Origin of the sequence: Pseudomonas californiensis, from assembly GCF_021147775.1 — a bacterium.
GTDB lineage: Bacteria > Pseudomonadota > Gammaproteobacteria > Pseudomonadales > Pseudomonadaceae > Aquipseudomonas > Aquipseudomonas californiensis.
This window is the reverse complement of sequence record NZ_JAGTPK010000012.1, coordinates 54,828-79,033: the sequence shown is the minus strand read 5'-3', so window position 1 is coordinate 79,033 and position 24,206 is coordinate 54,828. Positions and strand designations below refer to the sequence as shown.

Here is a 24,206-nt window from a genome sequence, read left to right as displayed (position 1 = left end):
GACTGCCTCACTTGAAAAAATTAGCTGCATCTTCGGGTAGATCGGTGCACAGCGTTACTCCACTCTCGGCCTTGAATTCGAGCAACTGCTGCCACAACGCTGCACTGTTACGTTGGTGAAGTTCAGGAGAGACAATGCAGACTGGCTTGCCTTGGGAGAGAAGATCGCCAACGACTTTGTTGGGGAACCACTCGGTGCCAAAACTATCAAGCCAGACACCTGCGGCGCTTTCGAGCCAGGCGGCCACTGGCTCCACGTCACTGAGCCGTGTGTACGCAGGAAGAAGCGCTTGAAAGTAGCTGCGCATGTCAGGAACAGCCATATCGAAGGCGAACCAATTGGTGTGCCCATGGCGGGAAAACGTCTTTTTTAGCGACTGAGCCAATCCGTCTGCTTTGACGTTGATCGCGAGCGGCAGATTTCTCCCTGCCATCAGCTCAAGTAAATCGTCGAGAGTCATCTCGTTACCGGCGGGCATGTCGTGCGAAATCACCAGTTCCCCGGCGACATCTCGTACATCGGTCTCGGTGCCAAAACCCAGGTCGAATGATCGATGGAATGCTTCAGGCAGATTCCTCTCCGGCTTTTGCAGCCAGTAGCCACGGTGGCTGATTATCCGCATATCAGCCTTCGGCACGTGAGCAGGCGCGCTCACTTAACGGCAGCGACAGGAAATGATTCAAATCTGCCGGAATACCGAGGCCATACATCCCATGACCTTCAGAACCAATACTGTAGTGAATAATTCTAGCGCCCCGCTCAATGAGCTCGTTATAGGCAGGTGCGACATAGAACTCGCCGTTGACACGAAGATTTTTGGTGAACATCGACTCGATCGCGGTGATCAGTTGGTCTCCGCGTCGGAAATTATAAATCCCGACAGTCGCCTCATCGGAGATGACTTCCTTCTCAACGACATTATTGACATGCCCATCAGCATCAAACCCAACGAATGACCATTTTGCATCCGAGGCTTTCATTGTCATGATCAAGCCATCTGCAGCGCTTTCATGCAACGCGTGCAAATAATCGTCAATATCAACATCAACATACTGATCACTATTGGCAATCATGACAGGCTGGCTCATATCGATGCTGTGCCTTGCCGCATATACAGTGCACGCTGCACCTTCAGTCAACCCATACAACTCTAAGATGTCACAGCCGGGCGCCCAGGCTTCGAGCTTTTTTCTTAACGCGTAGGACACGACATGCGACGCCTGACAAACAAAAATAAACTTGTGTGGACAGTCCGGCGTCAAATTATCAATGACCAATTTGATCATCGGAACACCATGTACAGAAATCAAAGGTTTCGGATCTTTATACCCAGCCACAGCAAAGCGACTTCCGGCTCCAGCCATTGGAACAATAATCTACAACATGATAATCCTTTAAGTATTCAGCCATGCCAATCCGACGCGAAAGCTTGATAGATGTAGAATCAATAACTACCTTGATCGATAACCCTGCCGCGCTCGAGGGTCAAGTAACGCTGACAGAAAGCACGCCCCTCCTCCACTGCGTGGGTGACAAGAATCAATGCCATTCCATCATCCTGCATACTCCGGATTCGAACATGGCATTTTTTCTTGAACGCTTCATCACCCACAGCCAACACCTCGTCTGCAAGTAATGTTTGTGGTTCGACATGGACCGCTACCGAAAAACCCAACCGCATGTACATACCCGACGAATAGTTTTTGACCGGGGTATCAATGAATTCACCCAACCCGGAAAAATCAATAATCTCGTTGAGCCTACCCCGTATTTCCTTGTTGCTCAGCCCAAACAGACTTGCGTTGAGGTAGATATTTTCCTCGCCCGTCAGCTCAGGGTGGAATCCCACACCGATTTCAATCAAGGGAGCGACGCGGCCGACGGTAGCAAGACGTCCGCTGGAGGGCAAAAGGATCCGGGAAACCATCTGCAGCAACGTACTTTTGCCTGATCCATTATGGCCAACCAGCGCTAATGACTCGCCTTTTCGCAGCGTGAACGAGACGTCATTGACGGCGCTGAATACCTCCACGCGTTCGCGACATTCAGCATCAAAGAGCCCCATGAATTTTTTCTTGAGTCCCCCTCGATTATGACGAAGAGTGAATTGCTTGGTCAGGTTCTCTGCGCTGACAACAATATCGCTCATAAATACTCCACGATGTGATCAACCTTGCGGAACAGGGCGAGACCTGTAACAAGAGATATAAAACCCAACAACATGCACAGCGTCAAATTGACGGCGTTCGGAATGACACCCTGATGGAGAATTTCGTTGAAACTGTTGAAATAAAGTGCTAACGGATTGTAGGCAGCAACGCTGGCAATACCGGCAGGCAGAGAGGATGTCATCCATACAATAGGCGTTAACCAGAACACCAATGGCAAAAATACATCCATCAAATGCTTGGCATCGCGGACTGTGACCTGGATGACACTCAATGCCAAACCAATCCCCATGATAAGTGCCATATAAGAAAGCAGCACCAGGGGATAAAACAGCAATGCAACCGTCACAACCCCACCCAGAAACTTGAACAATGCAGCATAGACGACCATGCAGCCGACCCAGAACACAAGGACTGTAATCGCACCTGACAGCGGCAGGAGTATCCGTGGAAAACGCAATTTACGGATCAGGTTGCTGTTATTGATCAGCCACTCACCGCTTTGAGTGAGCGTTTGCGCCAGAAGCATCCAGTGGACAATACCTGTGATCAAGTGAAGTGCAAAACGGTCTAGACCACTGGGTAAAATATAGGTAAATACAGTGTAATACGTGAGTGTTACTACCAGGGGATTACCCAACGACCACATGAAACCTAATGTAGCGCCCATGTAGCGAATCTTGATTTCCTTTGCCACAAGATTAAAGACCAGGTCTCGCCACTGAATGACGCCTGTTTTTTTTATTAACGACATGGAATGTCCCGTAGTCAAGAGAGACTGAGTTCAACTATTCACTACAGCATGATGATCATCTGTGTTCCTATCATTTACTGCTTCGAGCCATGATCTATTTTTTTGCCTGCAAAGGGCTATAAGACACGGCCTCAAGGACTGTAGGAATATTCCATGATTTTCCACGGCGCTTAAATGAACCTCTATGCTGGCCGCAAACCCCTTCGATTCCCGAGGTGCTACCCGATGATGCCGCCAGCGGATAAGGTAGATGGCTGAAGCGGTTGAGCTGCCCGGATGCATGAGCTGTCTCATGGAAACGGCGCCCTGCCAATGACTGACGTGACACGAGAGGTTCACTCATGACAACCACCCCGTATACCCCGCCCAGGGTCTGGCAGCACGAAACGTCCTCAGGCGGCACGTTTGCCAGTATCAACCGCCCTGTCGCCGGGCCGACGCATGACAAGGAGTTGCCCGTCGGCAAGCATCCGCTCCAGCTTTATTCGCTGGCAACGCCCAACGGCGTGAAAGTCACCATTTTGCTGGAGGAGCTTCTGGCGCTGGGTCACAGCGGCGCCGAATACGATGCCTGGCTGATCCGTATTTCAGAGGGTGATCAATTCTCCAGCGGTTTTGTCGAGGTCAATCCAAACTCCAAGATACCTGCACTCGTAGACCGTAGTCATGAGACCCCAGTCCGGGTATTCGAGTCAGGCTCAATCCTGCTTTATCTGGCCGAGAAATTTTCCAGCTTTCTGCCTGCCGACTTGGCAGGACGTACCGAAACCTTGAACTGGCTGTTCTGGCAGATGGGTGCGGCACCTTATCTGGGTGGCGGTTTCGGACATTTCTATGCCTACGCGCCGGAGAAAATGGAATACCCGATCAACCGCTTCGCGATGGAAGCCAAGCGTCAGCTCGATGTGCTGAACAGGCGCCTGGCCGAAAGCCGTTATCTGGCGGGCGACACTTACACCATCGCAGACATTGCCGTCTGGCCCTGGTACGGCGCGCTGGTGCAGAACGCGGTTTACTCGGCGGCTGAGTTTTTGTCCGTGCATGAGTATCCACACCTCATCCGCTGGACTGAGGAGATCGCCGCGCGGCCGGCCGTCATCCGTGGCAAGAAGGTCAACAGGACCTGGGGCGAAGAGTCTGGTCAGGTATCGGAGCGGCACCAGGCCTCTGACCTGGATAGATGAGACACGAAGTTACGGCAACATGTCGGTAAATAGTTATGCAATGGAGGCTTATGGAGGTCGGTTAGAATCCGCCGCCTCCATAAACTGCCCACGGGCGCGCACACATGCCCTCGCTTACCCCTGCTCAACCGTCTGCGAACGACCGCTTCGATGAAGTATTGGCCATGATCCAAACGGCCCGCCAGCACGCTGCAAAAGCGGTCAATACACGCCTGATCGAGCTGTACTGGCAGGTAGGCGCCTACATCAGCCAGAAGATCGAAAAAGCCGAATGGGGTGATGCGGTGGTCACTCAACTGGCCGAGCATCTGGCACGAACTCAGCCGGGGTTGCGTGGTTTCACCCGGCGAAACCTGTTCCGCATGCGGCAGTTCTACGAGATTTATCGGGATAACGAGAAAGTGTCAGCAGTGCTGACACAATTACCATGGACCCATCACCTGATCATTTTCGGGCAAAGCAAGCGCACGGAAGAGCGCGAGTTCTACGTGCGCATGTCGATCCAGGAGAAGTGGTCAAGCAGGGAGCTCGAACGCCAGTTCAAGAACGCCCTGTTCGAACGCAGCGTCACCCAACCAGCCGCAGCTTCTGCTCTCTTGAAGCAGACCAGACCCGCAGCGCTTGACGTATTTCGCGACGCGTACATGGTCGAATTTCTGGACTTGCCTGCCGGTCATGCCGAAGTCGACCTGCATCGAGGCCTGTTGCTTCACCTGAAAAACTTCCTTATCGAACTGGGTCGGGATTTTTGCTTCGTCGGCTCTGAATACCCCGTGCAAGTCGGCGGACGGGATTTTGCACTTGATCTGCTGTTTTTCCATCGAGGGCTCAATTGCCTCGTGGCGTTTGAACTCAAGGTGGGCTCGTTCGAACCGGAATACCTGGGCAAGTTGAATTTCTATCTGGAAGCGCTCGATCAGAACGAGCGCAAACCTCATGAAAATCCGGCCATTGGCGTGCTGCTGTGCGCCAGCAAGAACGATGAGATGGTTGAGTACGCGCTCAATCGCTCGTTGTCACCCGCCCTGATCGCCGAATACCAGACACGACTGCCGGACAAACAATTGCTCTTGGCCAAGCTCCAGGAGTTTTACGCGGTGAACAGTTCGTCGCAGGAGGATTGATGACGGCTGATCCAGCCAAGTCATTGAGGTGAACAGCCAGCACGCGCTCATATGAATGGGCGCCCCACTCCCTCCTGTGAGCCATCCTTTGGTAGCCTTGTCAGGTAAGCACTTCGCCATCGGACTGATCGAGCGCAAGCAGCCGGGACTCTGGCTACCCCTGACCTGCCCGCTTTCGCACACACGGAGCATCAAATGCCGCAAGACAAAGACCCTCGCGCCCATACTGCGCTATCGCAACGTGGCCGCAGCGCTACCAGCGGCGCGGGGCTTTCGGTCAATCCGCCGGTCGTTCGCCTGAGTACCGTGCTGTTCGACAGCCTTGCCAGTCTGCGTGAAGCTGAGGTTCTGACTGCCGGGCCTGAGCGCTCCCTGACTTACGGTGCCAACGGCAACCCCACTGCATTTGCACTGCAGGACCTTGTCTCCGAACTCGAAGGTGCGCATGGTACGTGCTTGTACCCGACAGGGCTGGCAGCGGTGGCGCAGATGTTCCAGGCATTCCTGCGGCCCGGTGATCATGTGCTGATTACAGAGTCGGTCTACGGCCCCGTACGACGGCTGGTCAGGACGATGCTGACAGCATTCGACATCCAGTTCGATTTCTACGCGGCCGACGGCAGCGATGTGGAATCGATGATCAGGACCAACACGCGCATGATCTACGCCGAAGTGCCGGGCTCACTGACCTTCGACCTGTGTGACCTGCCTGCCTTGTCACAATTGTGCAAAGCAAACGACCTGTTGCTCGCTGTGGATAACTCCTGGGGCTCAGGCATTTTGTATAAGCCGCTTGAGCTGGGTGCGGACATTTCATTGATGGCCCTGACCAAGTACGTGGCGGGGCATTCCGACGTGATGATGGGCAGCGTCAGTACGACCGAAGTGCACTGGAAGGCGCTCAAGACCATGAACACCGCGGTGGGCAATACCGTCAGTCCTGACGATGCCTATCTGGTACTGCGCGGCGCTCGCAGTCTGGCAGCACGAATGGCCATGCATGAACGCCACGCGATGCAGGTCGCACAATGGCTTCAGGACCAACCACAGGTTGCACGGGTTCTGTACCCGGCGCTGCCGACCGATCCGGGTCACGCTATCTGGAAGCGGGACTTTCATGGCTGCAACGGGTTGCTCAGTTTCGAGTTCACAACCACCGATCGCCAGGTGCTGGATCGATTTGTCGACGCGTTGACGCTGTTCGGTATCGGTTATTCGTGGGGCGGCTTTGAAAGTCTTGTCACAGAGGTTGAACATCACGGCCCGAGCAAGGGCTACGGCCCTATGCTGCGATTACAGATCGGCCTTGAAAGCCCAGATGACCTGATCGCCGACCTGCAGGCCGGTTTCACGGCAGGGTGAGCGGCGCAGAACGCTCTGCAAGCCCCCTTTACAGGCACCTTGCCGACCGCGCGCAGGTCGGCGTCATTTGCCCGGAGGCCCTCGCTCTGCTAGTGTCGCTCGGTTCAATACCTACCGGAAAACGCTCCTAATGGCCCGCAAGAAAGCTGCACTGGATTTCGAACAATCCCTCGCTGATCTGCAAACACTGGTAGAGCGGCTGGAGAATGGTGAACTGTCGCTCGAAGATTCGCTGACGGCCTTCGAGCAAGGTGTGCGCCTGACGCGTGACTGCCAAAGCGCACTCACTCAAGCCGAACAGAAGGTACAGGTATTGCTCGAACGTGATGGTGAACTGGCTGAAGAGCCGTTTGACGACACGGAATTGCCTGAATGATCGCGAGCTATCAAGCGCAAAGCCAGGTTCGCGTCAACGCGGCACTTCAAGCGCTGTTTCAGGCGCCCGGCCCGGAGCTCGATCGTCTTTATGACGCGATGCGTTATAGCGTGATGAACGGCGGCAAACGCGTGCGCCCCCTGTTGGTATATGCAGCCTGTGAAGCTCTCGGTGGTGTTCCGGATGATGCCAACGGCGCGGCCTGTGCGGTTGAGTTGATCCATGCCTATTCACTGGTGCATGACGATTTGCCAGCCATGGACGATGACGACCTGCGCCGGGGCCAGCCGACCACTCACAAAGCGTTTGATGAAGCCTGCGCGATTCTGGCCGGTGACGGCCTGCAGAGCCTGGCGTTCACCGCTCTGCTCGACCCCGGTCTGACGTCGCGGGATGCTGAAACACGCTTGCAAATGGTCAGTACGCTGGCGGCAGCGGCAGGGCCATCCGGCATGGTGGGCGGCCAGGCCATTGACCTGGGCTCGGTAGGGCTCAAGCTTGATCAAGCGGCACTTGAATACATGCATCGCCACAAGACAGGCGCGTTGATCGAGGCCAGCGTCAGGCTCGGCGCACTCGCCAGCGGCCATGCTGATCAGACCCGACTGAATGCCTTGCAAGCGTATGCAAGGGCGGTTGGATTGGCTTTTCAGGTGCAGGACGACATCCTCGACGTAGAAAGCGATACCGCCACACTGGGCAAACGTCAGGGTGCGGATATCGCTCGCGACAAGCCAACCTACCCGGCATTGCTGGGCCTTGATGCAGCCAAGAGCTATGCCGTGGATCTAAGGGATCAGGCGCTGTATGCGTTGCAGACCTTTGACGGCGCCGCCGAGCCTCTGCGCGACCTGGCCAGATACATCGTCGAGCGTCGTCACTGATCGCGATACCGACTATCGAAATCCGATGAATCAACTGAGGTTCATCGGGTCACAGTCATCAGGTCCGGTGCACTTCGGACGCCACTGATGCACTTCATGGGCAGCTTGCGATGCATAAGGTAAACTGCCGCCTCTTTTACTAATAACGATTCGCCTGATGCCCACGACGTTCAAAGACATTCCCCGCGAGCGCCCGGTTACGCCGTTGCTCGACCGCGCCAACACACCGGATGGCCTGCGCCGCCTGGCTGAAGCCGAGCTGGAAACCCTGGCCGATGAACTGCGCCTGGAACTGCTCTACTCCGTGGGCCAGACCGGAGGGCACTTTGGTGCCGGCCTCGGCGTCATCGAGCTGACCATTGCGCTGCACTACGTATTCGATACGCCGGACGACCGTCTGGTCTGGGACGTGGGTCATCAGGCTTACCCGCACAAGATCCTGACCGGACGCCGCGAGCGCATGTCCACGCTACGTCAGAAAGACGGTGTGGCAGCGTTTCCCCGCCGCAGCGAAAGCGAGTACGACACATTTGGAGTCGGTCATTCGAGCACCTCGATCTCTGCCGCGCTGGGCATGGCGATTGCCTCACGCCTGCAGGGCAGTGATCGGAAGTCGATTGCCGTGATCGGTGACGGCGCGTTGACCGCCGGCATGGCCTTCGAGGCGCTGAACCATGCTCCGGAAGTCGCCGCGAACATGCTCGTGATCCTTAACGACAACGACATGTCGATCTCGCGCAACGTAGGCGGTCTGTCCAATTATCTGGCCAAGATTCTGTCCAGTCGCACCTACGCCAGCATGCGTGAAGGCAGCAAGAAAGTGCTGTCGCGCTTGCCCGGCGCATGGGAAATTGCCCGCCGCACCGAAGAGTACGCCAAAGGCATGCTGGTCCCTGGCACCTTGTTCGAGGAACTGGGCTGGAACTACATCGGCCCTATCGACGGCCATGATCTGCCGACCTTGATCGCCACGTTGCGTAATATGCGCGACCTCAAAGGTCCGCAGTTTCTGCATGTCGTAACCAAGAAAGGCAAAGGCTTTGCACCAGCAGAAGTCGACCCCATCGGCTACCACGCCATCACCAAGCTCGAGCCGCTGAATGCCCCTGTTGCTGTACCCAAAAAAGTCGGCGGGCCAAAGTATTCGAGCGTGTTTGGCCAGTGGATCTGTGACATGGCCGAGGCGGACCCTCTGCTCGTCGGCATTACACCGGCCATGAAAGAAGGCTCGGATCTGGTCGAGTTCAGTGAGCGCTTCCCTGATCGTTATTTCGATGTAGCCATCGCCGAACAACATGCAGTGACCCTGGCGGCAGGCATGGCCTGCGAAGGCAGTAAACCGGTCGTGGCAATCTACTCCACGTTCCTGCAACGCGGTTATGACCAATTGGTGCATGACGTGGCGGTGCAGAACCTCGACGTACTGTTCGCTATCGACCGTGCCGGACTGGTTGGCGAAGACGGCCCGACTCACGCGGGCAGCTTCGATCTGTCCTATCTGCGTTGCATCCCCGGCATCGTGGTCATGACGCCGAGTGATGAGAACGAGTTGCGCAAGATGCTCAGCACGGGCTATCTGCATATCGGCCCGGCGGCGGTGCGCTACCCGCGCGGCACCGGTCCGAATGCGCTGATCGAGAACGATCTGGAGCCCATTGAAATCGGCAAAGGTATCTTGCGTCGTCAGGGTCAGGGCACTGCCATTCTGGTGTTTGGCGTGCAATTGGCTCAGGCGCTTTCAGTGGCTGAAAAGCTGGACGCCACGGTGATTGATATGCGCTTTGTCAAACCGCTGGACGAAGCACTGGTGCGTGAAGCAGCCGCCAGTCACGAGCTGCTGGTGACCCTCGAAGAGAACGCAGTGATGGGCGGTGCTGGCGCTGCTGTCAGCGAGTTCCTGGCCCGGGAAAACATCCTCAAGTCAGTGCTGCACCTGGGTCTGCCGGATGCCTATGTCGAACATGCAAAACCTGCACAGATGCTTGCCGAGTGCGGGCTTGATGCCGCCGGCATCGAAGCGGCGATCAACGAGCGACTTGTTCTGATTGGCTGATTGATGCAAAACGAAAAAAGCGCTCATCGAGCGCCTTTTTTTTTTGTGCCCGATATTTTTCTGGTGAAGCAATCGCCAGGCTCGCTGACCACTTCAACCGCGAACGTCAGCTCAATTTCCGCGGGATTCGATACAGCATCAGCAGGACAACGCTGCAGATCATCAACAGACAGACAGGCAAAGGATGCAGCCCGAAGAGCACCGCGACGGCGGCAATCCAGGCAGGAAGACCCGCGATCAGAAAAGCCATACGGCGTACGGCCGCCAGCTTAAGCCACGCGGCGGGTTCATCAGGCGTATCCAGAGAAGTCTGCGTGGCGGCCAATGCGCGCTGATAAGCGCCAAATGGCTTGAGACTGAAAAACATAGAACCCAAACCAGCCACGAACAGCGGGATAGCCAGCACGGACACGATCGGTTCGTTGGAGCCAAAGAACACACAGATAACCAGCAGCGGTGCGAGCGTCAGCCCAAGTTGGCGCCACCAGGCCATTTCCAGCCGCTGACGTACCTGACTGCGCGTCAAACGGGCCCCACCTCGCTTTGATGCTCATTACCCATCATGTGGCCCAGCTTGCCCGCCTTCGTCGCCAGATAAAGCCGATTGTGCGGGTTTTGTCCTGTGTGCAACGGTACCCGCTCAGCAACTTTGATACCCATATCAGTCAAGGCTTTGACTTTACGCGGGTTGTTGGTCATCAGACGCAACGACTCCACATTCAGGTGTTGCAACATGGGCAGGCAGATCGCGTAATCGCGCTGGTCTGCAGCGAAACCCAAGCGTTCGTTGGCTTCAACGGTATCTGCACCGCCATCCTGCAGTTCATAAGCGCGGATCTTGTTCATCAAGCCGATACCGCGCCCTTCCTGACGCAGATACAGCAGAACGCCGCGACCTTCGGTGGCGATGGCTCGCAATGCGGCCTCCAACTGAGAGCCGCAGTCGCAGCGCTGGCTGAACAGGGCGTCGCCGGTCAGGCATTCAGAATGAATCCGGCCAAGCACAGGGGCGCCATCTGCCACGTCGCCCAGGCTCAGGACAACGTGCTCGCGTCCGGTCGCGGACTCGATAAAGCCATGCATGGCGAATTCTGCAAAAGGTGTAGGCAGCTTGGAAGCGGCGACAAATACGACGGGCACCGGGTGCTCCTAATCAGTATGAAGACTGTAAATTCGCAAGGAGAGCATTGTAACAGCAGGTTCTGGCAGACGCTCAGGCTGAATTTCCGGGCATTCAGATCGTAATGTTCGATGTATATAGCCCAGACCGGTAATCACTGCTCGCCCCGGAAATGCTGATAGCCACGGCTGACGGGGGTGACGTCGTGCCCCAGAGCATCGACCAGAACCACCCCTTCCCCGGCTTCTACTCGTCCAATCACATGCACAGGCCAGCCAGCGTCTCTGAGTCGGGAAAAATGTTCGGCGGGCAGCGTGAACGCCAGCACATAATCATCCCCACCGCTCAGCGCCGCCTGTTGCGCAGCGGGCATGTCGAACAACGCCAGCAGCGGATCGGATAACGGCAGCCGATCGCGCTCGATCAACAACCGCACACCTGACGCCAAGGCGATATGGCCGCAGTCGGCGAGCAAGCCGTCAGAGATATCCAGTGCAGCGGAGGCTTTGCCACGCAACGCCTGCCCCAATGCAAGCTGGGGTTGCGGTGACCAGTAGCGAGCCAGCAACGGCTCGGCGATTGCAGGTTCGGCAATACGCTCATTGAGCACCAGTGCAAGCGCACCCGCACCATCGCCCAGAGCGCCGCCGACACAGAGCAGATCGCCTGCAAGCGCACCGCCACGCGTCAAGGCCAGCCCAGAGGGCACCGCGCCGAAGACGGTCAACGTAAGGCTCATCGGACCGCGCGTGGTATCACCACCTATCAGGCGCATCGAACAGCCCTGCGCCATATGGCTCAAACCGCGAGCAAAATTTTGCAGCCAATCGACATTCACGTCAGGCAGAGTCAGAGCGAGGGTAAACGCAACAGGACGGGCGCCCATAGCCGCCAGATCACTGGCAGACACCGCAAGCGCACGCTGACCGAGCAGGAATGGATCGCAGATTTCCGGGAAATGAACCCCGGCAACCAGGGTATCGGTCGAGATCGCCAACTGCTCGCCGGGCGGTAACGCCAGCAGCGCGCAGTCGTCGCCGATCCCCAGTGCAACGTCTCCGCCCGCTTGCGCACATGGCGCAGCGGCGAAGTAATTGCGGATCAGCTCGAACTCTCCCATGCAGGTCAGGCGCTGATCAGCGCTTGTGGGCCTTCACTTCGACTTCACGCAGGCGCGGCGCCAGTTTGTCCAGCACGCCGTTGACGAACTTGTGGCCGTCGGTTGAGCCGTAGACTTTCGCCAGCTCGATGCCTTCGTTGATCACGACACGATAAGGCACGTCGATGCGCTTGAGCAGCTCGAAGGTGGACAGGCGCAGAACGGCCAGCTCAACCGGGTCGAGTTCTTCGATGGTCAGGTCCAGGCAAGGCGAGAGCGCAGTGTCGATCTCGGTCTTGTTGGTCGCCACACCGTGCAGCAGTTCACGGAAGTAAGTGCCATCGACGTTGCTGAAATCGTTGTCTACACGAAACTGAGCTTCGATCTCGTTCAGCGAATGGCCTGCCATGTGCCACTGATACAGGGCCTGAGTGGCCATTTGACGCGCTTCGCGACGCTTGGCGCTCTTGCCTTTGGCGGCTTCGGGCGACTTGGCGTCGCGCGGGTTGAACTGATCGCTATCGTCGGAAATCACTTGGCCTCCAGCTGCGACAGCAGACTGACCATTTCAATGGCGGACAGCGCAGCTTCTGCGCCCTTGTTACCGGCTTTGGTGCCGGAACGCTCAATGGCCTGTTCGATCGAGTCGACGGTCAATACACCAAAAGCGACCGGAACACCGAATTCCATGGACACCTGAGACAGGCCTTTGACGCACTCGCCCGCAACGTATTCGAAGTGCGGGGTGCCGCCACGGATGACCGCGCCCAGGGCGACGATGGCTGCGAACTCGCTGCGCTGAGCGACTTTCTGTACAACCAGCGGGATTTCGAAAGCACCCGGCGCGCGGATGATGGTGATGTCGCTTTCGCTCACGCCATGGCGTACCAGCGCATCAACGGCACCGCTCACCAGGCTTTCCACGACGAAGCTGTTGAAACGGCCTACTACCAAGGCATAGCGGCCTTGTGGGGCGATGAAGGTACCTTCGATGGTCTTCAAGGTCATTCGGTGAGTCTCGTATTAAAGAGCAAGCCCGCCTTGAGGCGGACTTTGAGGGATATTAGGCCACGAATCGCAACCGTCAGGCCAAAACATGCAAAAACCAGCGTTTGCATGTACCAACCTGCCGTTATTTATTCGGAGGGCACGTATTCTACAACTTCCAGATCGAAACCGGATATCGCATTGAACTTCATCGGCGAACTCATCAGGCGCATTTTGCGCACACCGAGGTCACGAAGGATCTGCGAACCGGCGCCAACCGTGCTGTACGTAGTCGGCGTCTTGATCGGTTGTTGCCCGGCAGTTTCGCGAATATGCGCCAGCAGCACATCACCATCCAGCGGATGCCCCAGAAGCAGGACCACACCGCTGCCAGCCTTGGAAACCGCGCTCATGGCGGCCCGCAGGCTCCAGCGGCCCGGCTGATTGACCATCAGCAGGTCGCGTAGCGGGTCCATGTTGTGCACACGCACCAGTGTTGGCTCTTCAGCGCAGATCTTGCCCAGCGTGAGGGCCAGATGCACGTCGCCTTCAACCGAATCGCGATAGGTCACCAGGTTGAAATGACCCAGTTCGCTGTCCATCGGCTGCTCGGCAATCCGCTGAACGGTACGTTCGTGGATCATTCGATAATGGATCAGGTCGGCAATGGTGCCGATCTTGATGTCGTGTTCGAGAGCAAAGGCTTCAAGTTCGGCCCGACGAGACATGGTGCCGTCATCGTTCATGACTTCGCAGATCACGCCGCTGGGCTCGAAACCCGCCATGCGCGCCAGGTCACAGGCCGCCTCGGTGTGGCCTGCGCGCGCGAGCGTGCCGCCAGGCTGCGCCATCAACGGGAAGATGTGACCGGGGCTGACGATGTCTTCAGCCTTAGCGTCCCTGGCCGCGGCCGCCTGCACGGTGCGCGCACGGTCCGCTGCGGAAATGCCGGTGCTGACGCCTTCTGCCGCTTCGATAGACACGGTGAACTTGGTGCCGAACCCCGAGCCATTGCGCGGCGCCATCAACGGCAGCTTCAGCGTTTCACAGCGTTCACGGGTCATTGGCATACAGATCAGGCCGCGGGCAAAGCGCGCCATGAAGTTGATATGCTCGGCCGTGACGCACTCTGAAGCCATGATCAGATCGCCTTCATTTTCGCGATCCTCGTCATCCATGAGAATGACCATCTTGCCTTGGCGAATGTCTTCGACCAGCTCTTCGATACTGTTGAGCGCCACGCGGCACCCCCTTCAATCAATTCAGGATTTGAGGTAGCCGTTCTCGACCAGAAAGCTTTCAGTGATCGTGCCGTGGCCGGGTTCTGCTGCCTTGTCGCCCAGCAGCAGCCGCTCCAGATAGCGCGCCAACAGATCGACTTCCAGGTTCACCTTACGGCCCGGCTGGTAGTCGGCCATGATGGTTTCGCTCCAAGTGTGCGGAACGATGGTCAGCTCGAATTCGGCGCCGTTGACCGAGTTGACGGTCAGGCTGGTGCCATCGACGGTGATCGAACCCTTGTGGGCGATGTACTTGGCCAGTTCGCGCGGCGCACGTACGCGAAACTGAATCGCTCGGGCGTTCTCTTCACGCGAAACGATTTCGCCGACGCCGTCCACATGGCCGCTGACCAGGTGGCCGCCAAGACGGGTCGTCGGCGTGAGGGCTTTTTCCAGATTGACCCGGCTGCCGCTCTTCAGATCGACAAACGCGGTAACGGTCAGGGTTTCGCGGCTGACGTCAGCCCAGAAGCCATCGCCTGGTAATTCGACGGCGGTCAGACACACGCCGTTGACGGCGATGCTGTCGCCCAATTTGACGTCGCTCAGATCAAGTTTGCCGGTTTCGACATAAACGCGGACGTCGCCGCCTTTTGGAGTCAAAGCGCGGATGCTGCCAATGGATTCGATAATGCCGGTAAACATGGGTCCTCCGGGACAACAGGGGCTTCGCGCTGAGCGAAAGCCTGGAATTATACGCCGGCTGGGCGGACAGGGAGAGCAATGACTCGCCAGTCATCACCAACGGCTCGCATCTCCACAATCTTCAGCTCCAGCGCCTCGCTCATCTGCGCCAGCGGCAGATCAAGCAGCGGTCGAGCCGATGAGCCAAGAAACTTGCCTGCGATGAAAATCTGAAACTCGTCGACCAGCCCCAGACGTGTGAATGCACCTGCCAGACGCGGACCTGCTTCAACCAGTACTTCGTTGACGCCGCGGCTTGCCAGCTCGTTCATCAGTTTACGCAGATCGACGTGACCGGCGCTGTCAGCCAACGCAAGCATCTCATGACCGTCGTCGTGATAACGGCCCCGCGCCGATGCTGCAGCACAGGTCACCACAAGGGCACTGCCTGCCTGAAAAAAAGGCGCCTCCAGCGGCACGCGCAAACGACCATCGATCAACACCCGCAATGGCGGCCGGGCGGAGGCCAGTGCAGTCAGCTCGGCATTGAGCCCCAGCTCATCAGGCCGCACGGTCAAGCGGGCCTTGTCGGCCAGTACCGTGTCAGCGCCCGTGAGCACCACGCTCGATTGAGCACGCAGTCGCTGGACCGCCGAACGTGCTTGCGGCCCGGTGATCCATTGGCTTTCGCCACTGGCCATGGCGGTGCGACCGTCAAGACTCATCGCCAGTTTGATCCTGACGTACGGACGCCCGGTTTCCATGCGTTTGATGAAGCCTTTGTTCAGCGCTCGCGCTTCAGCTTCAAGTACACCGCACTGCACTGTTATGCCGGCAGTGATCAGGCGCAACAAACCGCGACCAGAGACTTCTGGATTGGGGTCCTGCATGGCAGCGACCACTCTCGACAGCCCGGCGTTGACCAGCGCATCGGCGCACGGCGGGGTTCGACCGTGGTGACTGCAAGGCTCAAGCGTGACGTAGGCGGTCGCACCCCGGGCCAGCTCGCCGGCCTGACGCAAGGCGTGGACCTCGGCGTGCGGCTCACCGGCCCGTGCGTGCCAGCCCTCACCGACGATCTTGCCGTCGCGCACAATCACGCAACCGACTCGCGGATTGGGATGGGTGGAATAGAGCCCCTTGCGCGCCAATTCCAGCGCGCGAGCCATATAGTGAACGTCCAGAGCAGCCTGTTCAGTCAGCAATGCACTTATTCCTTGCCCGGCTCACGCGCCAATCGGTCGATTTCTTCGCGGAATTCGTTGAGATCCTGAAAGCGTCGGTAAACCGATGCAAAACGGATATAGGCCACTTCATCGAGTTTTTGCAGTTCGGTCATGACCAGTTCACCCACCACCAGGGATTTGACCTCGCGCTCGCCCGTCGCTCGCAGCTTGTGCTTGATGTGCACCAGCGCGGCTTCGAGACGTTCGACACTCACCGGGCGTTTTTCCAGGGCGCGCTGCATGCCTGCGCGCAGTTTTTCTTCATCGAAGGGCTGGCGGCTGCCGTCCTGCTTGATGAGACGCGGCAAGACCAGCTCGGCGGTCTCGAATGTAGTGAAGCGCTCGCCGCACGCCAGACATTCGCGACGTCGGCGTACTTGCTCGCCTTCGGCGACTAGGCGGGAGTCGATGACTTTGGTGTCATTGGCACCGCAGAAGGGACAGTGCATGGTGGCAGGCAACAAAAGAAAGAGGAACGCCATGGTAGCGCATCCCGCTCGCAAGACAAGGCTTGGGGTTTACGGTATATAGACGCCAACAATGCGATGTGCAATTGCCAGAGCTCGGCAATACTGGAACAGCCGCCAGCGTCGTACAGCCTTTCGAATTTTGTCTTGTGGAGCTCTTGATGACGTTACGACCCCTTGTCCTGCTTGGCCTTTTCGGTTTTCTGGCCGCCTGCAGCAGCAACGATACCCCTCAGGTTGCGCCGGCCAAACCAGCCGCCCCCGCGGTGAAAATCCCTGCAGGGCCCGGACCGCTGCTGCCTTATCAACGTGAGCTCAGCGGTCAATTGCTGGGCGTGCCGGCTGGCGCTGAAGTCGAACTGGCGATGCTGGTGATTGATGAGCGCGGGCGTCCGCAGAAACTGCTGACCAGCACCTTGCTAAAGGGCAACGGTCAGTCGCTGCCCTTTCAATTGCGCTTCAACCCGGAAGCCTTTCCAGTGGGCGGACGTGTCGAACTGCGAGGTCGGGCCAGCAAGTCAGGTCAGTTGATTCTGCATCTTCCGTCGATGCGTATTGAACAGGCGACCACTCAGGCGCTCGGACAGTTGCAGTTCGTCAGCGCGCCATGATCGCACCGCCATATCTTCAACAGGCACTGAGCGAATTGCTCGGCGACGCACGACTGGCCGTCACGGCACTTCCGGATACCGACTTGAAGCTGTGGCTGATCGACGCCGACAATATGGACCGCGCCTTCAGCCCCGACGAAACACGCCGGATCCTGCACGAGCCACCCTATTGGAGTTTTTGCTGGGCCAGCGGCCTTGCGTTGGCGCGGTTTCTGGCATCGCACCCGCACTGGGTGTATGGCAAGAGAGTGCTGGATTTCGGTGCAGGCTCAGGCGTTGCCGCTATTGCAGCGGCAAGGGCCGGAGCGCTCGAAGTGGTCGCCTGTGACCTTGACCCTCTGGCACTGGCTGCATGCCGGGCAAACGCCGAACTCAATCAGGTGCAACTCGACTGCTCGGGTGATTTCTTCGCCGAGGCCGATCGTTTCGACCTGATTCTGGTAGCAGACGTGCTGTACGACCGCGCCAACCTGCCGCTGCTGGATCACTTCCTGAGCCGCGGCCGCCAGGCGCTGGTCGCCGACTCCAGGGTTCGCGACTTCAAGCATCCGGCCTATCAACGCATGGCGGTGCTCAACGCCCATACACTGCCGGATCTGGCCGAGCCACATGAGTTCAGAGACGTGAGTCTGTATCACAGCGCACGAGGATAAAGTGCCCGCGGCTGAATTTCGCCTGCAGCCCAGCAAGCATCTGCACCGCAGACAATATCGCCACTCACTACCGCGCCGCTTTCAGCATTGCCCTGCGGGCTTTATAGTTGGCGCCATTCAGATTCTCCGAGACGCGCAATGAGCCAGGACACCGCTTACATCTTTGATGCAACCACGGCAACGTTCGATCAGTTGGTGATCGACAAGTCATTCGATCAACCGGTACTGGTCGACTTCTGGGCCGAGTGGTGTGCGCCCTGCAAGGTGTTGATGCCGCTGCTCCAGCAAATTACCGAGAGTTATCAGGGCGAGTTGCTCCTGGCCAAGGTCAATTGCGACCTTGAGCCGGACGTTGTTGCCCGCTTCGGCATTCGCAGCCTGCCCACTGTTGTGCTGTTCAAGGATGGCCAGCCGGTGGATGGTTTTGCCGGTGCGCAGCCGGAGTCCGAGATTCGCAAGATCCTCGAACAGCACGTGGTCATGCCTCCGCCGCCAGCTGCCGATCCGTTCAAACAGGCCCAAGAGCTGTTTGCGGACAGTCGCTTTGCCGACGCCGAAGCCGTGCTCAAAGTCGTGCTGGGTGAAGACAACACCAACGCAGCAGCCCTGATCCTGTATGCCCGCTGCCTGGCAGAGCGTGGCGAGCTGGGCGAAGCGCGTACGGTGCTGGACGCCGTGACAGGCGACGCACACAAGGCCGAGTTGGCAGGTGCCAAGGCGCAGCTCACGTTCCTGGCCGAAGCAGCAACGCTGCCGGATGCTGCCGAGCTGAAAAGCCGTCTGGCGCAGAACCCACAGGACGACGAAGCGGCGTATCAACTGGCTGTACAACAACTGTCGCGCCAACAGTACGAAGCGGCGCTGGAAGGCCTGCTCAAGTTGTTCATCCGCAATCGCAACTACCTGGAAGGGTTGCCGCACAAGACGCTGCTTCAGGTGTTCGACCTGCTGGGCAACGATCACCCACTGGTCACGACCTATCGTCGCAAGTTGTTCGCAGCGCTGTACTGATGTGCCCGCGCTGTCAGCAGGCACGCAAAGGTGCCTGCATGACGGCGACCTTACATCAGGCAGGCTCTACCCAGCTGTAAAGCGGCGCATCTGCGCCACTATCGACTTTCACCGTCGCACAGTGGCGTAACCGTACCAACAGACGTTTGCCCGCCGCTGTGCTGCCCGCCAAGCCTTCCAGCTGTGCCAACAGATCCGGCCCACTGAGTTGACCAGCCTTCTGCAGCACGTCCTGCGCAACCTGCCACAACCTGTCGTCCTGATTGAGCGGCTTGCTCTGCGCCGAGACCTCTGGCGCTTCCGGCGCAGCCGCCTTGAGCTGCGCGCCCAACTGAGCCCAATCGCCCTCGTCCAGTTCAATGGTCAAATCCACCGGCCACTGGCCCACGGCTCCCCGAATACGCAACATGATGCACCCCTGCTGACAGTCAGCACGCATGCTCCCACAGGCTGACGCCTGTGCCCACGCTCAGTTGCAAAGCCAGCGGTTGACGCGGGGCTCCTCACCCATGAGAAAACTGCCCAGCGCCTGGCTGTCGTAGACATTCTCCCAATGCTCGATGATCTTGCCGTCACGAAAGCGCCACAGGCCACAGAACGGCATACCCATGGTCTTGCGCTCACAGCTGGTGCGCATGTGGCCCAGGACCGAACCAAAATGATCATTCGCGACGATCTCCTGAACGTCCATGTACAGGGTCTGCCGGCTGTGCTCGATCAGGTCGAGCTGGTGGTTGCGTACCGCCAGCTTGCCGATGATCATCGACAGACTTCGACAGCTGCTACGGTCAGCTTTATGCAGCACGATGTCGTTGTCAGCGAACTCGGCAATTCGCGTCAGATCCTTGTAAACGGCGCGCAGGGTTTCTACATTCGCATGGAGCTTTTTCATGTGATCTTCTTCCTTGATAGTGCGTTTGACGAACGCCAAATCGCGGGTCCTGGTGCGCGTTGAAACTTCATGCCTGGCAAAGCACCGTCAATGCATCCGGCATCAACAGGCTGACTCTGACCAAGGATAGGTCGGGTTTTCCGGTATCGAGAGACCGGATTGGCATGAGCCCGATGCTGACTATTCCATTCGCGAAGCGAGGCCTCGATACACGCCAAACCGATTGTCGGCGAACAAAAAACAACGGCTTCAGAGCATCAGTTGTTATAAGATCACATAACAGAATTTTCGAAAGCCTACCCGGAGTCCGCCATGCGCCGTCTGCTACTCGCTCTGCCTTTTGCCCTGCTGCCCCTTGCTGTCGCTCATGCTGCAGAAGAACATGACCATGATCACGGCGCAGAACATGGCAGCCTTGGTGCCCATGAACACGGCGTGGGTCGCCTGGACGTAGTACTGGAAGGCAAGACGCTGGAGTTCGAGTTTGACAGCCCGGCGATGAACATCGTGGGTTTCGAGCATCTGCCGACCTCCGCCGAAGACAAGGCCAAAGTGGCCAAGGCTCGTGAGTTGCTGCTCAAGCCGAACGCATTGTTCAGCATTGCCGACGCAGCGAACTGCTCGGCTACCTCAGTAAAACTGGAAAGCCCGCTGTTCGGTGACAAGGATGACGATCACGAAGATCACGCCAAGGGCGCCGACGCCGATCATCATGAACACAGCGAAATACACGGCCATTACAAATTCGTGTGTGATGCACCGGCCATTCTGAAAAAGCTCGATCTGTCGCAAATCTTCAAAACCTTCCCCGATACCAAAAAGCTTCAGGTACAACTGATCTCGCCAAGTGGCCAGTCGGGTGCAGAAGTGATTGCAGCGAACCCCACTCTGAAATTCTGATCGCCTTGCAGGGTGCAACGACCGGGCATGGCCCGGTCTTTTAATTTAAAGCGAGCGTGAGTCAGCCATGACCCAAGCACTGATCGAACTGTCGGACCTGAGCTTCAACTGGCCTGGGCAACCGCAGTTGCTGGACATCCCCACCTTTCGTCTGGAGACAGGCGAGACTCTTTTTCTCAAAGGCCCCAGCGGCAGCGGTAAAACTACACTGCTGGGTCTGCTGGGCGGCGTGCAGAAGCCAACCAGTGGCAGTATCCGTTTGCTGGGCCAGGACTTGTCCGCTTTGTCGGCTGCCGCCCGCGACCGCTTCCGGGTCGATCACACCGGCTACATCTTCCAGCAATTCAACCTGCTGCCGTTTCTCTCGGTGCGCGAAAACATTGAGCTACCCTGTCACTTTTCAAAGGTCCGTGCCGAGCGGGCAAAGCAGCGGCACGGCAGCGTCGAGAACGCCACGACCACCCTGCTCGCCCACCTGGGGCTGAAAGACCCGGCGATGCTGCTGCGTCGCGCGGACTCGCTGTCCATCGGCCAGCAGCAACGTGTCGCGGCGGCTCGGGCGTTGATTGGTCAGCCTGAGCTGGTCATCGCAGACGAACCGACGTCGGCGCTGGATGCAGACTCACGTGAAGCATTTATCCGCTTGCTGTTTGCCGAATGCCGCGAGGCCGGTGCCAGCCTGCTATTTGTCAGCCACGATCAGAGCCTGGCCCCGCTGTTTGATCGCAACCTGTCCCTGAGCGACCTCAATCGCGCCGCCGTTGCCGTGGAGATCTGAGATGTATCTGTTTCGTCTGGCCCTGGCGAGTCTGGCCAATCGCCGTTTCACTGCGTTTCTCACTGCCTTCGCCATCGCCCTTTCGGTCTGCCTGTTACTGGCCGTCGAACGGGTTCGCACCGAAGCACGTGCCAGCTTTGCCAGCACTATCAGCGGCACGGACCTGATCGTCGGCGCACGTTCCGGCTCGATCAATCTGCTGCTGTATTCGGTGTTTCGTATCGGCAATGCAACCAACAATATCCGTTGGGACAGCTTCGAGCATTTTGCCAACAGCAAGCAGGTCAAATGGGCGATACCTGTTTCGCTGGGCGATTCCCATCGCGGCTATCGCGTGATGGGCACCAGCGCTGCGTATTTCGAGCATTATCAGTTCGGCCGTCAGCAGCATCTGGAGCTTGCCCAAGGGCGTGAATTCCAGACCGATCCCTTTGAAGTGGTGCTGGGTTCTGAAGTGGCCAAGGCCCTGCATTACAAGCTCGGCGACAAGCTGGTGCTGGCCCATGGCGTCGCGGCGATCAGCCTCGTCAAACACGACGACAAACCGTTCACGGTGGTCGGGATTCTCAAGCCCACCGGCACGCCGGTAGACCGCACGCTGCACATCAGCCTGGGCGGGATGGAAGCGATCCACATCGATTGGCACAACGGCGCACCGGCGCGTGGCAACGAGCGTATTTCCGCCGATCAGGCGCGCAACATGGACCTGACGCCAGCAGCAATCACCGCGTTCATGCTCGGTTTGAACAGCAAGATCTCGACCTTCAGCCTGCAGCGCGAGATCAATGAGTACCGCGGCGAACCCATGCTGGCGATTCTGCCAGGCGTGGCGTTGCAAGAGCTATGGAGCCTGATGGGCACTGCTGAAAAAGCCCTGTTCGTGATTTCATTGTTCGTAGTGCTGACAGGGCTGATCGGCATGCTGACCGCAATTCTCACCAGCCTCAACGAGCGACGCCGCGAAATGGCAATCTTGCGCTCGGTCGGTGCAAGGCCCTGGCACATCGCAAGCCTGTTGATTCTTGAAGCCTTTGCCCTAGCCCTTACCGGCGTCATCAGTGGCCTGGCACTGCTCAATATCGGTATCTTTCTGGCTCAGGACTATGTAGTGAATAGTTACGGTTTATACCTCTCGCCTATGCCACCTGGCCAATATGAATGGAAACTGCTGGCAGGCATTCTCGGTTGCGCGCTGTTGATGGGAACCGTGCCAGCCTGGCGAGCCTACAGGCAGTCACTGGCCGATGGACTGTCAATTCGTTTATGAGGACCTTCATGATGCGGCGCATGCTACTCACTTTGCTGCTCTCGGTTACCACATCGCTGTGGGCCGCCGAGCCGCGTGTACTGACCTGGGCCGAGATGATTCCGCCTGACGCACCTGTCGTGAAGCCTGTGACGACCCCGATGCATGACCTGTCGAAAATGTCCGATGCATTGGCCATGGAGCAGGCACCAGCGGCCAGCCAATTGGCTCCGCACGCACCGGTGGTCAAGGCGCTGGATGGCAAGCAGGTGCGTCTGCCGGGTTATATCGTCCCGCTGGAGGTCAGTGAGGAAGGCAGAGTGACGGAGTTTTTGCTGGTGCCGTATTTCGGCGCCTGCATCCATGTGCCGCCGCCACCAGCGAACCAGATCGTGCATGTCACGAGTGAGCTGGGCGTGAAGGTCGATGAGCTGTATCAGCCGTACTGGATCGAGGGACCGATGCAGGCCAAATCGTCGACCAGCGAATTGGCAGAAGCGGGTTACCAGATGCAGGCAGACAAGATTCTTGTCTACGAATTGCCAGACACATAAGGAGAACGAGGTTCCCAGCGATTTCATTGAGCTGAGTCAAAGTCGCCGCTCGACAGCGCTTTAACATTACGCCCATAAATTTTGACTGATTTCCTGGAGCCTCAATGAACAAGCATTTGCTACGCGCGTCTTTCGTCGCGCTCTCCATCGCTGCGCCCACCGCAGCCTACGCCTACGAGCCCGGAGACTTCATCGTCCGCGCGGGTGCCGCACACGTCCAGCCCAACGAAGACAGCGGTGAAGTCAGGCTCGACGGTGCCAAGGTTTCCGGCACAAAGGGCACGCTCGACGGTGATACCCAACTGGGCCTGACCTTCGCCTACATGCTGACCTCGCACGTCGGCATCGAGCTGCTCGCAGCCACCCCGTTCAACCACACCGTATCGGTCAAAGGCCTGGGCCCTGGCCTTGACGGCAAGCTGGCCGATGTCAAACACCTGCCACCGACCCTGTCGTTGCAGTACTACCCGATGGAGCCGTCTTCCCGGTTCCAGCCCTATGCCGGTATTGGCATCAACTACACCACGTTCTTCGATGAAGACCTGGCCAGCAATCGCAAGAGCCAGGGTTTCAGCAACCTCAAGCTCAAGGACTCGGTCGGTCTGGCCGCACAGTTGGGCATGGACTACATGATCACTGACAACGTGCTCGTCAACGCCTCGGTCTGGTACGTGGACATCGACACCAAGGCCACTGTGGACGGTCCTTCAGCCCTGGCGGTCGGCCAGACCAAAGTCGACGTGGACATTGATCCGTGGGTCTATATGGTTGGCGTGGGTTACAAGTTCTGACCTCGGCCTGATCGCTCTTTACCAACAGGAGAGGCACCCTTATCGGGTGCCTCTTTCGTTCC

At 57.9% G+C, this 24,206-nt stretch carries 29 protein-coding genes; 14 read left to right on the top strand and 15 right to left on the bottom strand.

Annotated features, from left to right (window positions below):
• Nucleotides 1-7: 7 nt before the first annotated feature.
• The 4 genes from KDX37_RS13930 to KDX37_RS13915 all read right to left on the bottom strand — a co-directional run bounded on the left by KDX37_RS13930 (nt 8) and on the right by KDX37_RS13915 (nt 2,922).
• Nucleotides 8-622, bottom strand: coding sequence for a PI-PLC domain-containing protein (locus KDX37_RS13930; protein WP_231653258.1), 615 nt, complete (start codon nt 620-622; stop codon nt 8-10).
• Nucleotide 623: 1 nt separating this feature from the next.
• Entirely contained in the window at nt 624-1,364 is a 741-nt protein-coding gene (locus tag KDX37_RS13925; protein ID WP_231653257.1) for a glycosyltransferase family 2 protein, read from the bottom strand.
• Nucleotides 1,365-1,444: 80 nt separating this feature from the next.
• A complete protein-coding gene (locus tag KDX37_RS13920) occupies nt 1,445-2,149 on the bottom strand; it encodes an ABC transporter ATP-binding protein (RefSeq protein ID WP_231653256.1) in 705 nt (234 codons plus the stop codon).
• Nucleotides 2,146-2,922 (bottom strand): ABC transporter permease, encoded by a 777-nt coding sequence (locus KDX37_RS13915; protein WP_231653255.1) that lies wholly within the window; start codon nt 2,920-2,922, stop codon nt 2,146-2,148. The genes KDX37_RS13920 and KDX37_RS13915 overlap by 4 nt, the downstream gene beginning before the upstream one ends.
• 341 nt (nt 2,923-3,263) lie before the next feature.
• Between KDX37_RS13915 and yghU the strand changes: the two genes are divergently transcribed.
• The 6 genes from yghU to dxs all read left to right on the top strand — a co-directional run bounded on the left by yghU (nt 3,264) and on the right by dxs (nt 9,905).
• A complete protein-coding gene (yghU, locus tag KDX37_RS13910; protein ID WP_231653254.1) occupies nt 3,264-4,106 on the top strand; it encodes a glutathione-dependent disulfide-bond oxidoreductase in 843 nt (280 codons plus the stop codon).
• A gap of 104 nt (nt 4,107-4,210) precedes the next feature.
• Complete coding sequence (locus KDX37_RS13905; protein ID WP_231653253.1) at nt 4,211-5,230, top strand: PDDEXK nuclease domain-containing protein; 1,020 nt, start codon at nt 4,211-4,213, stop codon at nt 5,228-5,230.
• A gap of 195 nt (nt 5,231-5,425) precedes the next feature.
• Nucleotides 5,426-6,592, top strand: coding sequence for a cystathionine beta-lyase (gene metC / locus KDX37_RS13900; protein ID WP_231653252.1), 1,167 nt, complete (start codon nt 5,426-5,428; stop codon nt 6,590-6,592).
• 130 nt (nt 6,593-6,722) lie between these two features.
• Nucleotides 6,723-6,968 (top strand): exodeoxyribonuclease VII small subunit, encoded by a 246-nt coding sequence (locus tag KDX37_RS13895; protein ID WP_231653251.1) that lies wholly within the window; start codon nt 6,723-6,725, stop codon nt 6,966-6,968.
• Nucleotides 6,965-7,852, top strand: a complete 888-nt coding sequence (locus KDX37_RS13890; RefSeq protein WP_231653250.1) for a polyprenyl synthetase family protein — start codon at nt 6,965-6,967, stop codon at nt 7,850-7,852. The genes KDX37_RS13895 and KDX37_RS13890 overlap by 4 nt, the downstream gene beginning before the upstream one ends.
• Nucleotides 7,853-8,009: 157 nt before the next feature.
• A complete protein-coding gene (gene dxs, locus KDX37_RS13885) occupies nt 8,010-9,905 on the top strand; it encodes a 1-deoxy-D-xylulose-5-phosphate synthase (RefSeq protein WP_231653249.1) in 1,896 nt (631 codons plus the stop codon).
• 106 nt (nt 9,906-10,011) lie between these two features.
• On the opposite strand, the gene KDX37_RS13880 is transcribed toward dxs, so the two are convergent.
• The 9 genes from KDX37_RS13880 to nrdR all read right to left on the bottom strand — a co-directional run bounded on the left by KDX37_RS13880 (nt 10,012) and on the right by nrdR (nt 16,690).
• A complete protein-coding gene (locus KDX37_RS13880; RefSeq protein ID WP_231653248.1) occupies nt 10,012-10,431 on the bottom strand; it encodes an MFS transporter in 420 nt (139 codons plus the stop codon).
• A complete protein-coding gene (ribA, locus tag KDX37_RS13875; protein ID WP_231653247.1) occupies nt 10,428-11,045 on the bottom strand; it encodes a GTP cyclohydrolase II in 618 nt (205 codons plus the stop codon). Before ribA ends, KDX37_RS13880 begins: the two co-directional genes overlap by 4 nt.
• Before the next feature lie 134 nt (nt 11,046-11,179).
• The gene (gene thiL, locus KDX37_RS13870; RefSeq protein WP_231653246.1) at nt 11,180-12,145 is read right to left on the bottom strand and encodes a thiamine-phosphate kinase; all 966 of its coding nucleotides are present in this window, start codon (nt 12,143-12,145) and stop codon (nt 11,180-11,182) included.
• A 16-nt stretch (nt 12,146-12,161) separates the two neighbouring features.
• Nucleotides 12,162-12,659, bottom strand: a complete 498-nt coding sequence (gene nusB / locus KDX37_RS13865; RefSeq protein WP_231653245.1) for a transcription antitermination factor NusB — start codon at nt 12,657-12,659, stop codon at nt 12,162-12,164.
• Entirely contained in the window at nt 12,656-13,132 is a 477-nt protein-coding gene (gene ribH / locus KDX37_RS13860; RefSeq protein ID WP_002555427.1) for a 6,7-dimethyl-8-ribityllumazine synthase, read from the bottom strand. Before ribH ends, nusB begins: the two co-directional genes overlap by 4 nt.
• A gap of 128 nt (nt 13,133-13,260) precedes the next feature.
• Nucleotides 13,261-14,352, bottom strand: a complete 1,092-nt coding sequence (gene ribBA, locus KDX37_RS13855; RefSeq protein ID WP_231653244.1) for a bifunctional 3,4-dihydroxy-2-butanone-4-phosphate synthase/GTP cyclohydrolase II — start codon at nt 14,350-14,352, stop codon at nt 13,261-13,263.
• 21 nt (nt 14,353-14,373) lie between these two features.
• Nucleotides 14,374-15,036 (bottom strand): riboflavin synthase, encoded by a 663-nt coding sequence (locus KDX37_RS13850; protein WP_231653243.1) that lies wholly within the window; start codon nt 15,034-15,036, stop codon nt 14,374-14,376.
• A 47-nt stretch (nt 15,037-15,083) separates the two neighbouring features.
• Nucleotides 15,084-16,184 (bottom strand): bifunctional diaminohydroxyphosphoribosylaminopyrimidine deaminase/5-amino-6-(5-phosphoribosylamino)uracil reductase RibD, encoded by a 1,101-nt coding sequence (gene ribD / locus KDX37_RS13845; RefSeq protein WP_231653367.1) that lies wholly within the window; start codon nt 16,182-16,184, stop codon nt 15,084-15,086.
• Between the two features lie 41 nt (nt 16,185-16,225).
• A complete protein-coding gene (gene nrdR, locus KDX37_RS13840; RefSeq protein WP_003317051.1) occupies nt 16,226-16,690 on the bottom strand; it encodes a transcriptional regulator NrdR in 465 nt (154 codons plus the stop codon).
• Between the two features lie 179 nt (nt 16,691-16,869).
• Here nrdR and KDX37_RS13835 point away from each other — a divergent pair, with 179 nt between their 5' ends.
• From KDX37_RS13835 to trxA, 3 genes are all read left to right on the top strand, one after another.
• Complete coding sequence (locus KDX37_RS13835; RefSeq protein ID WP_231653242.1) at nt 16,870-17,319, top strand: hypothetical protein; 450 nt, start codon at nt 16,870-16,872, stop codon at nt 17,317-17,319.
• Entirely contained in the window at nt 17,316-17,972 is a 657-nt protein-coding gene (locus KDX37_RS13830) for a class I SAM-dependent methyltransferase (protein ID WP_231653241.1), read from the top strand. Before KDX37_RS13835 ends, KDX37_RS13830 begins: the two co-directional genes overlap by 4 nt.
• Nucleotides 17,973-18,110: 138 nt before the next feature.
• Nucleotides 18,111-18,983 carry a thioredoxin gene (trxA, locus tag KDX37_RS13825; protein WP_231653240.1) on the top strand — a complete coding sequence of 291 codons (873 nt, stop codon included), beginning with the start codon at nt 18,111-18,113 and terminating at the stop codon, nt 18,981-18,983.
• 55 nt (nt 18,984-19,038) lie between these two features.
• Here trxA and KDX37_RS13820 read toward each other — a convergent pair whose 3' ends face one another.
• Together KDX37_RS13820 and KDX37_RS13815 are read right to left on the bottom strand one after the other, a co-directional pair.
• Nucleotides 19,039-19,392, bottom strand: coding sequence for a hypothetical protein (locus tag KDX37_RS13820; RefSeq protein ID WP_231653239.1), 354 nt, complete (start codon nt 19,390-19,392; stop codon nt 19,039-19,041).
• Between the two features lie 60 nt (nt 19,393-19,452).
• Nucleotides 19,453-19,875 carry a nuclear transport factor 2 family protein gene (locus tag KDX37_RS13815; RefSeq protein ID WP_231653238.1) on the bottom strand — a complete coding sequence of 141 codons (423 nt, stop codon included), beginning with the start codon at nt 19,873-19,875 and terminating at the stop codon, nt 19,453-19,455.
• Nucleotides 19,876-20,187: 312 nt separating this feature from the next.
• Between KDX37_RS13815 and KDX37_RS13810 the strand changes: the two genes are divergently transcribed.
• The 5 genes from KDX37_RS13810 to KDX37_RS13790 all read left to right on the top strand — a co-directional run bounded on the left by KDX37_RS13810 (nt 20,188) and on the right by KDX37_RS13790 (nt 24,144).
• Nucleotides 20,188-20,775: a DUF2796 domain-containing protein gene (locus tag KDX37_RS13810; RefSeq protein ID WP_231653237.1), complete on the top strand. Its 588-nt coding sequence runs from the start codon at nt 20,188-20,190 to the stop codon at nt 20,773-20,775.
• Nucleotides 20,776-20,842: 67 nt separating this feature from the next.
• On the top strand, nt 20,843-21,553 hold the full coding sequence (locus KDX37_RS13805) for an ABC transporter ATP-binding protein (RefSeq protein ID WP_231653236.1): 711 nt from the start codon (nt 20,843-20,845) through the stop codon (nt 21,551-21,553).
• Between the two features lies 1 nt (nt 21,554).
• The gene (locus KDX37_RS13800) at nt 21,555-22,820 is read left to right on the top strand and encodes an ABC transporter permease (protein WP_231653235.1); all 1,266 of its coding nucleotides are present in this window, start codon (nt 21,555-21,557) and stop codon (nt 22,818-22,820) included.
• A gap of 8 nt (nt 22,821-22,828) precedes the next feature.
• The gene (locus tag KDX37_RS13795; RefSeq protein WP_231653234.1) at nt 22,829-23,353 is read left to right on the top strand and encodes a DUF3299 domain-containing protein; all 525 of its coding nucleotides are present in this window, start codon (nt 22,829-22,831) and stop codon (nt 23,351-23,353) included.
• Nucleotides 23,354-23,457: 104 nt separating this feature from the next.
• Nucleotides 23,458-24,144, top strand: coding sequence for an OmpW/AlkL family protein (locus KDX37_RS13790; protein ID WP_231653233.1), 687 nt, complete (start codon nt 23,458-23,460; stop codon nt 24,142-24,144).
• Nucleotides 24,145-24,206: the final 62 nt, after the last annotated feature.

Excerpts from the sequence above, each read along its gene's own strand:
- KDX37_RS13930 (WP_231653258.1), bottom strand. The coding sequence starts at position 622 with ATGCGGATAATCAGCCACCGTGGCTACTGGCTGCAAAAGCCGGAGAGG.
- KDX37_RS13925 (WP_231653257.1), bottom strand. The coding sequence starts at position 1,364 with ATGGCTGGAGCCGGAAGTCGCTTTGCTGTGGCTGGGTATAAAGATCCG.
- KDX37_RS13920 (WP_231653256.1), bottom strand. The coding sequence starts at position 2,149 with ATGAGCGATATTGTTGTCAGCGCAGAGAACCTGACCAAGCAATTCACT.
- KDX37_RS13915 (WP_231653255.1), bottom strand. The coding sequence starts at position 2,922 with ATGTCGTTAATAAAAAAAACAGGCGTCATTCAGTGGCGAGACCTGGTC.
- yghU (WP_231653254.1), top strand. The coding sequence starts at position 3,264 with ATGACAACCACCCCGTATACCCCGCCCAGGGTCTGGCAGCACGAAACG.
- KDX37_RS13905 (WP_231653253.1), top strand. The coding sequence starts at position 4,211 with ATGCCCTCGCTTACCCCTGCTCAACCGTCTGCGAACGACCGCTTCGAT.
- metC (WP_231653252.1), top strand. The coding sequence starts at position 5,426 with ATGCCGCAAGACAAAGACCCTCGCGCCCATACTGCGCTATCGCAACGT.
- KDX37_RS13895 (WP_231653251.1), top strand. The coding sequence starts at position 6,723 with ATGGCCCGCAAGAAAGCTGCACTGGATTTCGAACAATCCCTCGCTGAT.
- KDX37_RS13890 (WP_231653250.1), top strand. The coding sequence starts at position 6,965 with ATGATCGCGAGCTATCAAGCGCAAAGCCAGGTTCGCGTCAACGCGGCA.
- dxs (WP_231653249.1), top strand. The coding sequence starts at position 8,010 with ATGCCCACGACGTTCAAAGACATTCCCCGCGAGCGCCCGGTTACGCCG.
- thiL (WP_231653246.1), bottom strand. The coding sequence starts at position 12,145 with ATGGGAGAGTTCGAGCTGATCCGCAATTACTTCGCCGCTGCGCCATGT.
- ribH (WP_002555427.1), bottom strand. The coding sequence starts at position 13,132 with ATGACCTTGAAGACCATCGAAGGTACCTTCATCGCCCCACAAGGCCGC.
- KDX37_RS13850 (WP_231653243.1), bottom strand. The coding sequence starts at position 15,036 with ATGTTTACCGGCATTATCGAATCCATTGGCAGCATCCGCGCTTTGACT.
- ribD (WP_231653367.1), bottom strand. The coding sequence starts at position 16,184 with ATGGCTCGCGCGCTGGAATTGGCGCGCAAGGGGCTCTATTCCACCCAT.
- nrdR (WP_003317051.1), bottom strand. The coding sequence starts at position 16,690 with ATGCACTGTCCCTTCTGCGGTGCCAATGACACCAAAGTCATCGACTCC.
- KDX37_RS13835 (WP_231653242.1), top strand. The coding sequence starts at position 16,870 with ATGACGTTACGACCCCTTGTCCTGCTTGGCCTTTTCGGTTTTCTGGCC.
- KDX37_RS13830 (WP_231653241.1), top strand. The coding sequence starts at position 17,316 with ATGATCGCACCGCCATATCTTCAACAGGCACTGAGCGAATTGCTCGGC.
- trxA (WP_231653240.1), top strand. The coding sequence starts at position 18,111 with ATGAGCCAGGACACCGCTTACATCTTTGATGCAACCACGGCAACGTTC.
- KDX37_RS13820 (WP_231653239.1), bottom strand. The coding sequence starts at position 19,392 with ATGTTGCGTATTCGGGGAGCCGTGGGCCAGTGGCCGGTGGATTTGACC.
- KDX37_RS13815 (WP_231653238.1), bottom strand. The coding sequence starts at position 19,875 with ATGAAAAAGCTCCATGCGAATGTAGAAACCCTGCGCGCCGTTTACAAG.
- KDX37_RS13810 (WP_231653237.1), top strand. The coding sequence starts at position 20,188 with ATGCGCCGTCTGCTACTCGCTCTGCCTTTTGCCCTGCTGCCCCTTGCT.
- KDX37_RS13805 (WP_231653236.1), top strand. The coding sequence starts at position 20,843 with ATGACCCAAGCACTGATCGAACTGTCGGACCTGAGCTTCAACTGGCCT.
- KDX37_RS13800 (WP_231653235.1), top strand. The coding sequence starts at position 21,555 with ATGTATCTGTTTCGTCTGGCCCTGGCGAGTCTGGCCAATCGCCGTTTC.
- KDX37_RS13795 (WP_231653234.1), top strand. The coding sequence starts at position 22,829 with ATGATGCGGCGCATGCTACTCACTTTGCTGCTCTCGGTTACCACATCG.
- KDX37_RS13790 (WP_231653233.1), top strand. The coding sequence starts at position 23,458 with ATGAACAAGCATTTGCTACGCGCGTCTTTCGTCGCGCTCTCCATCGCT.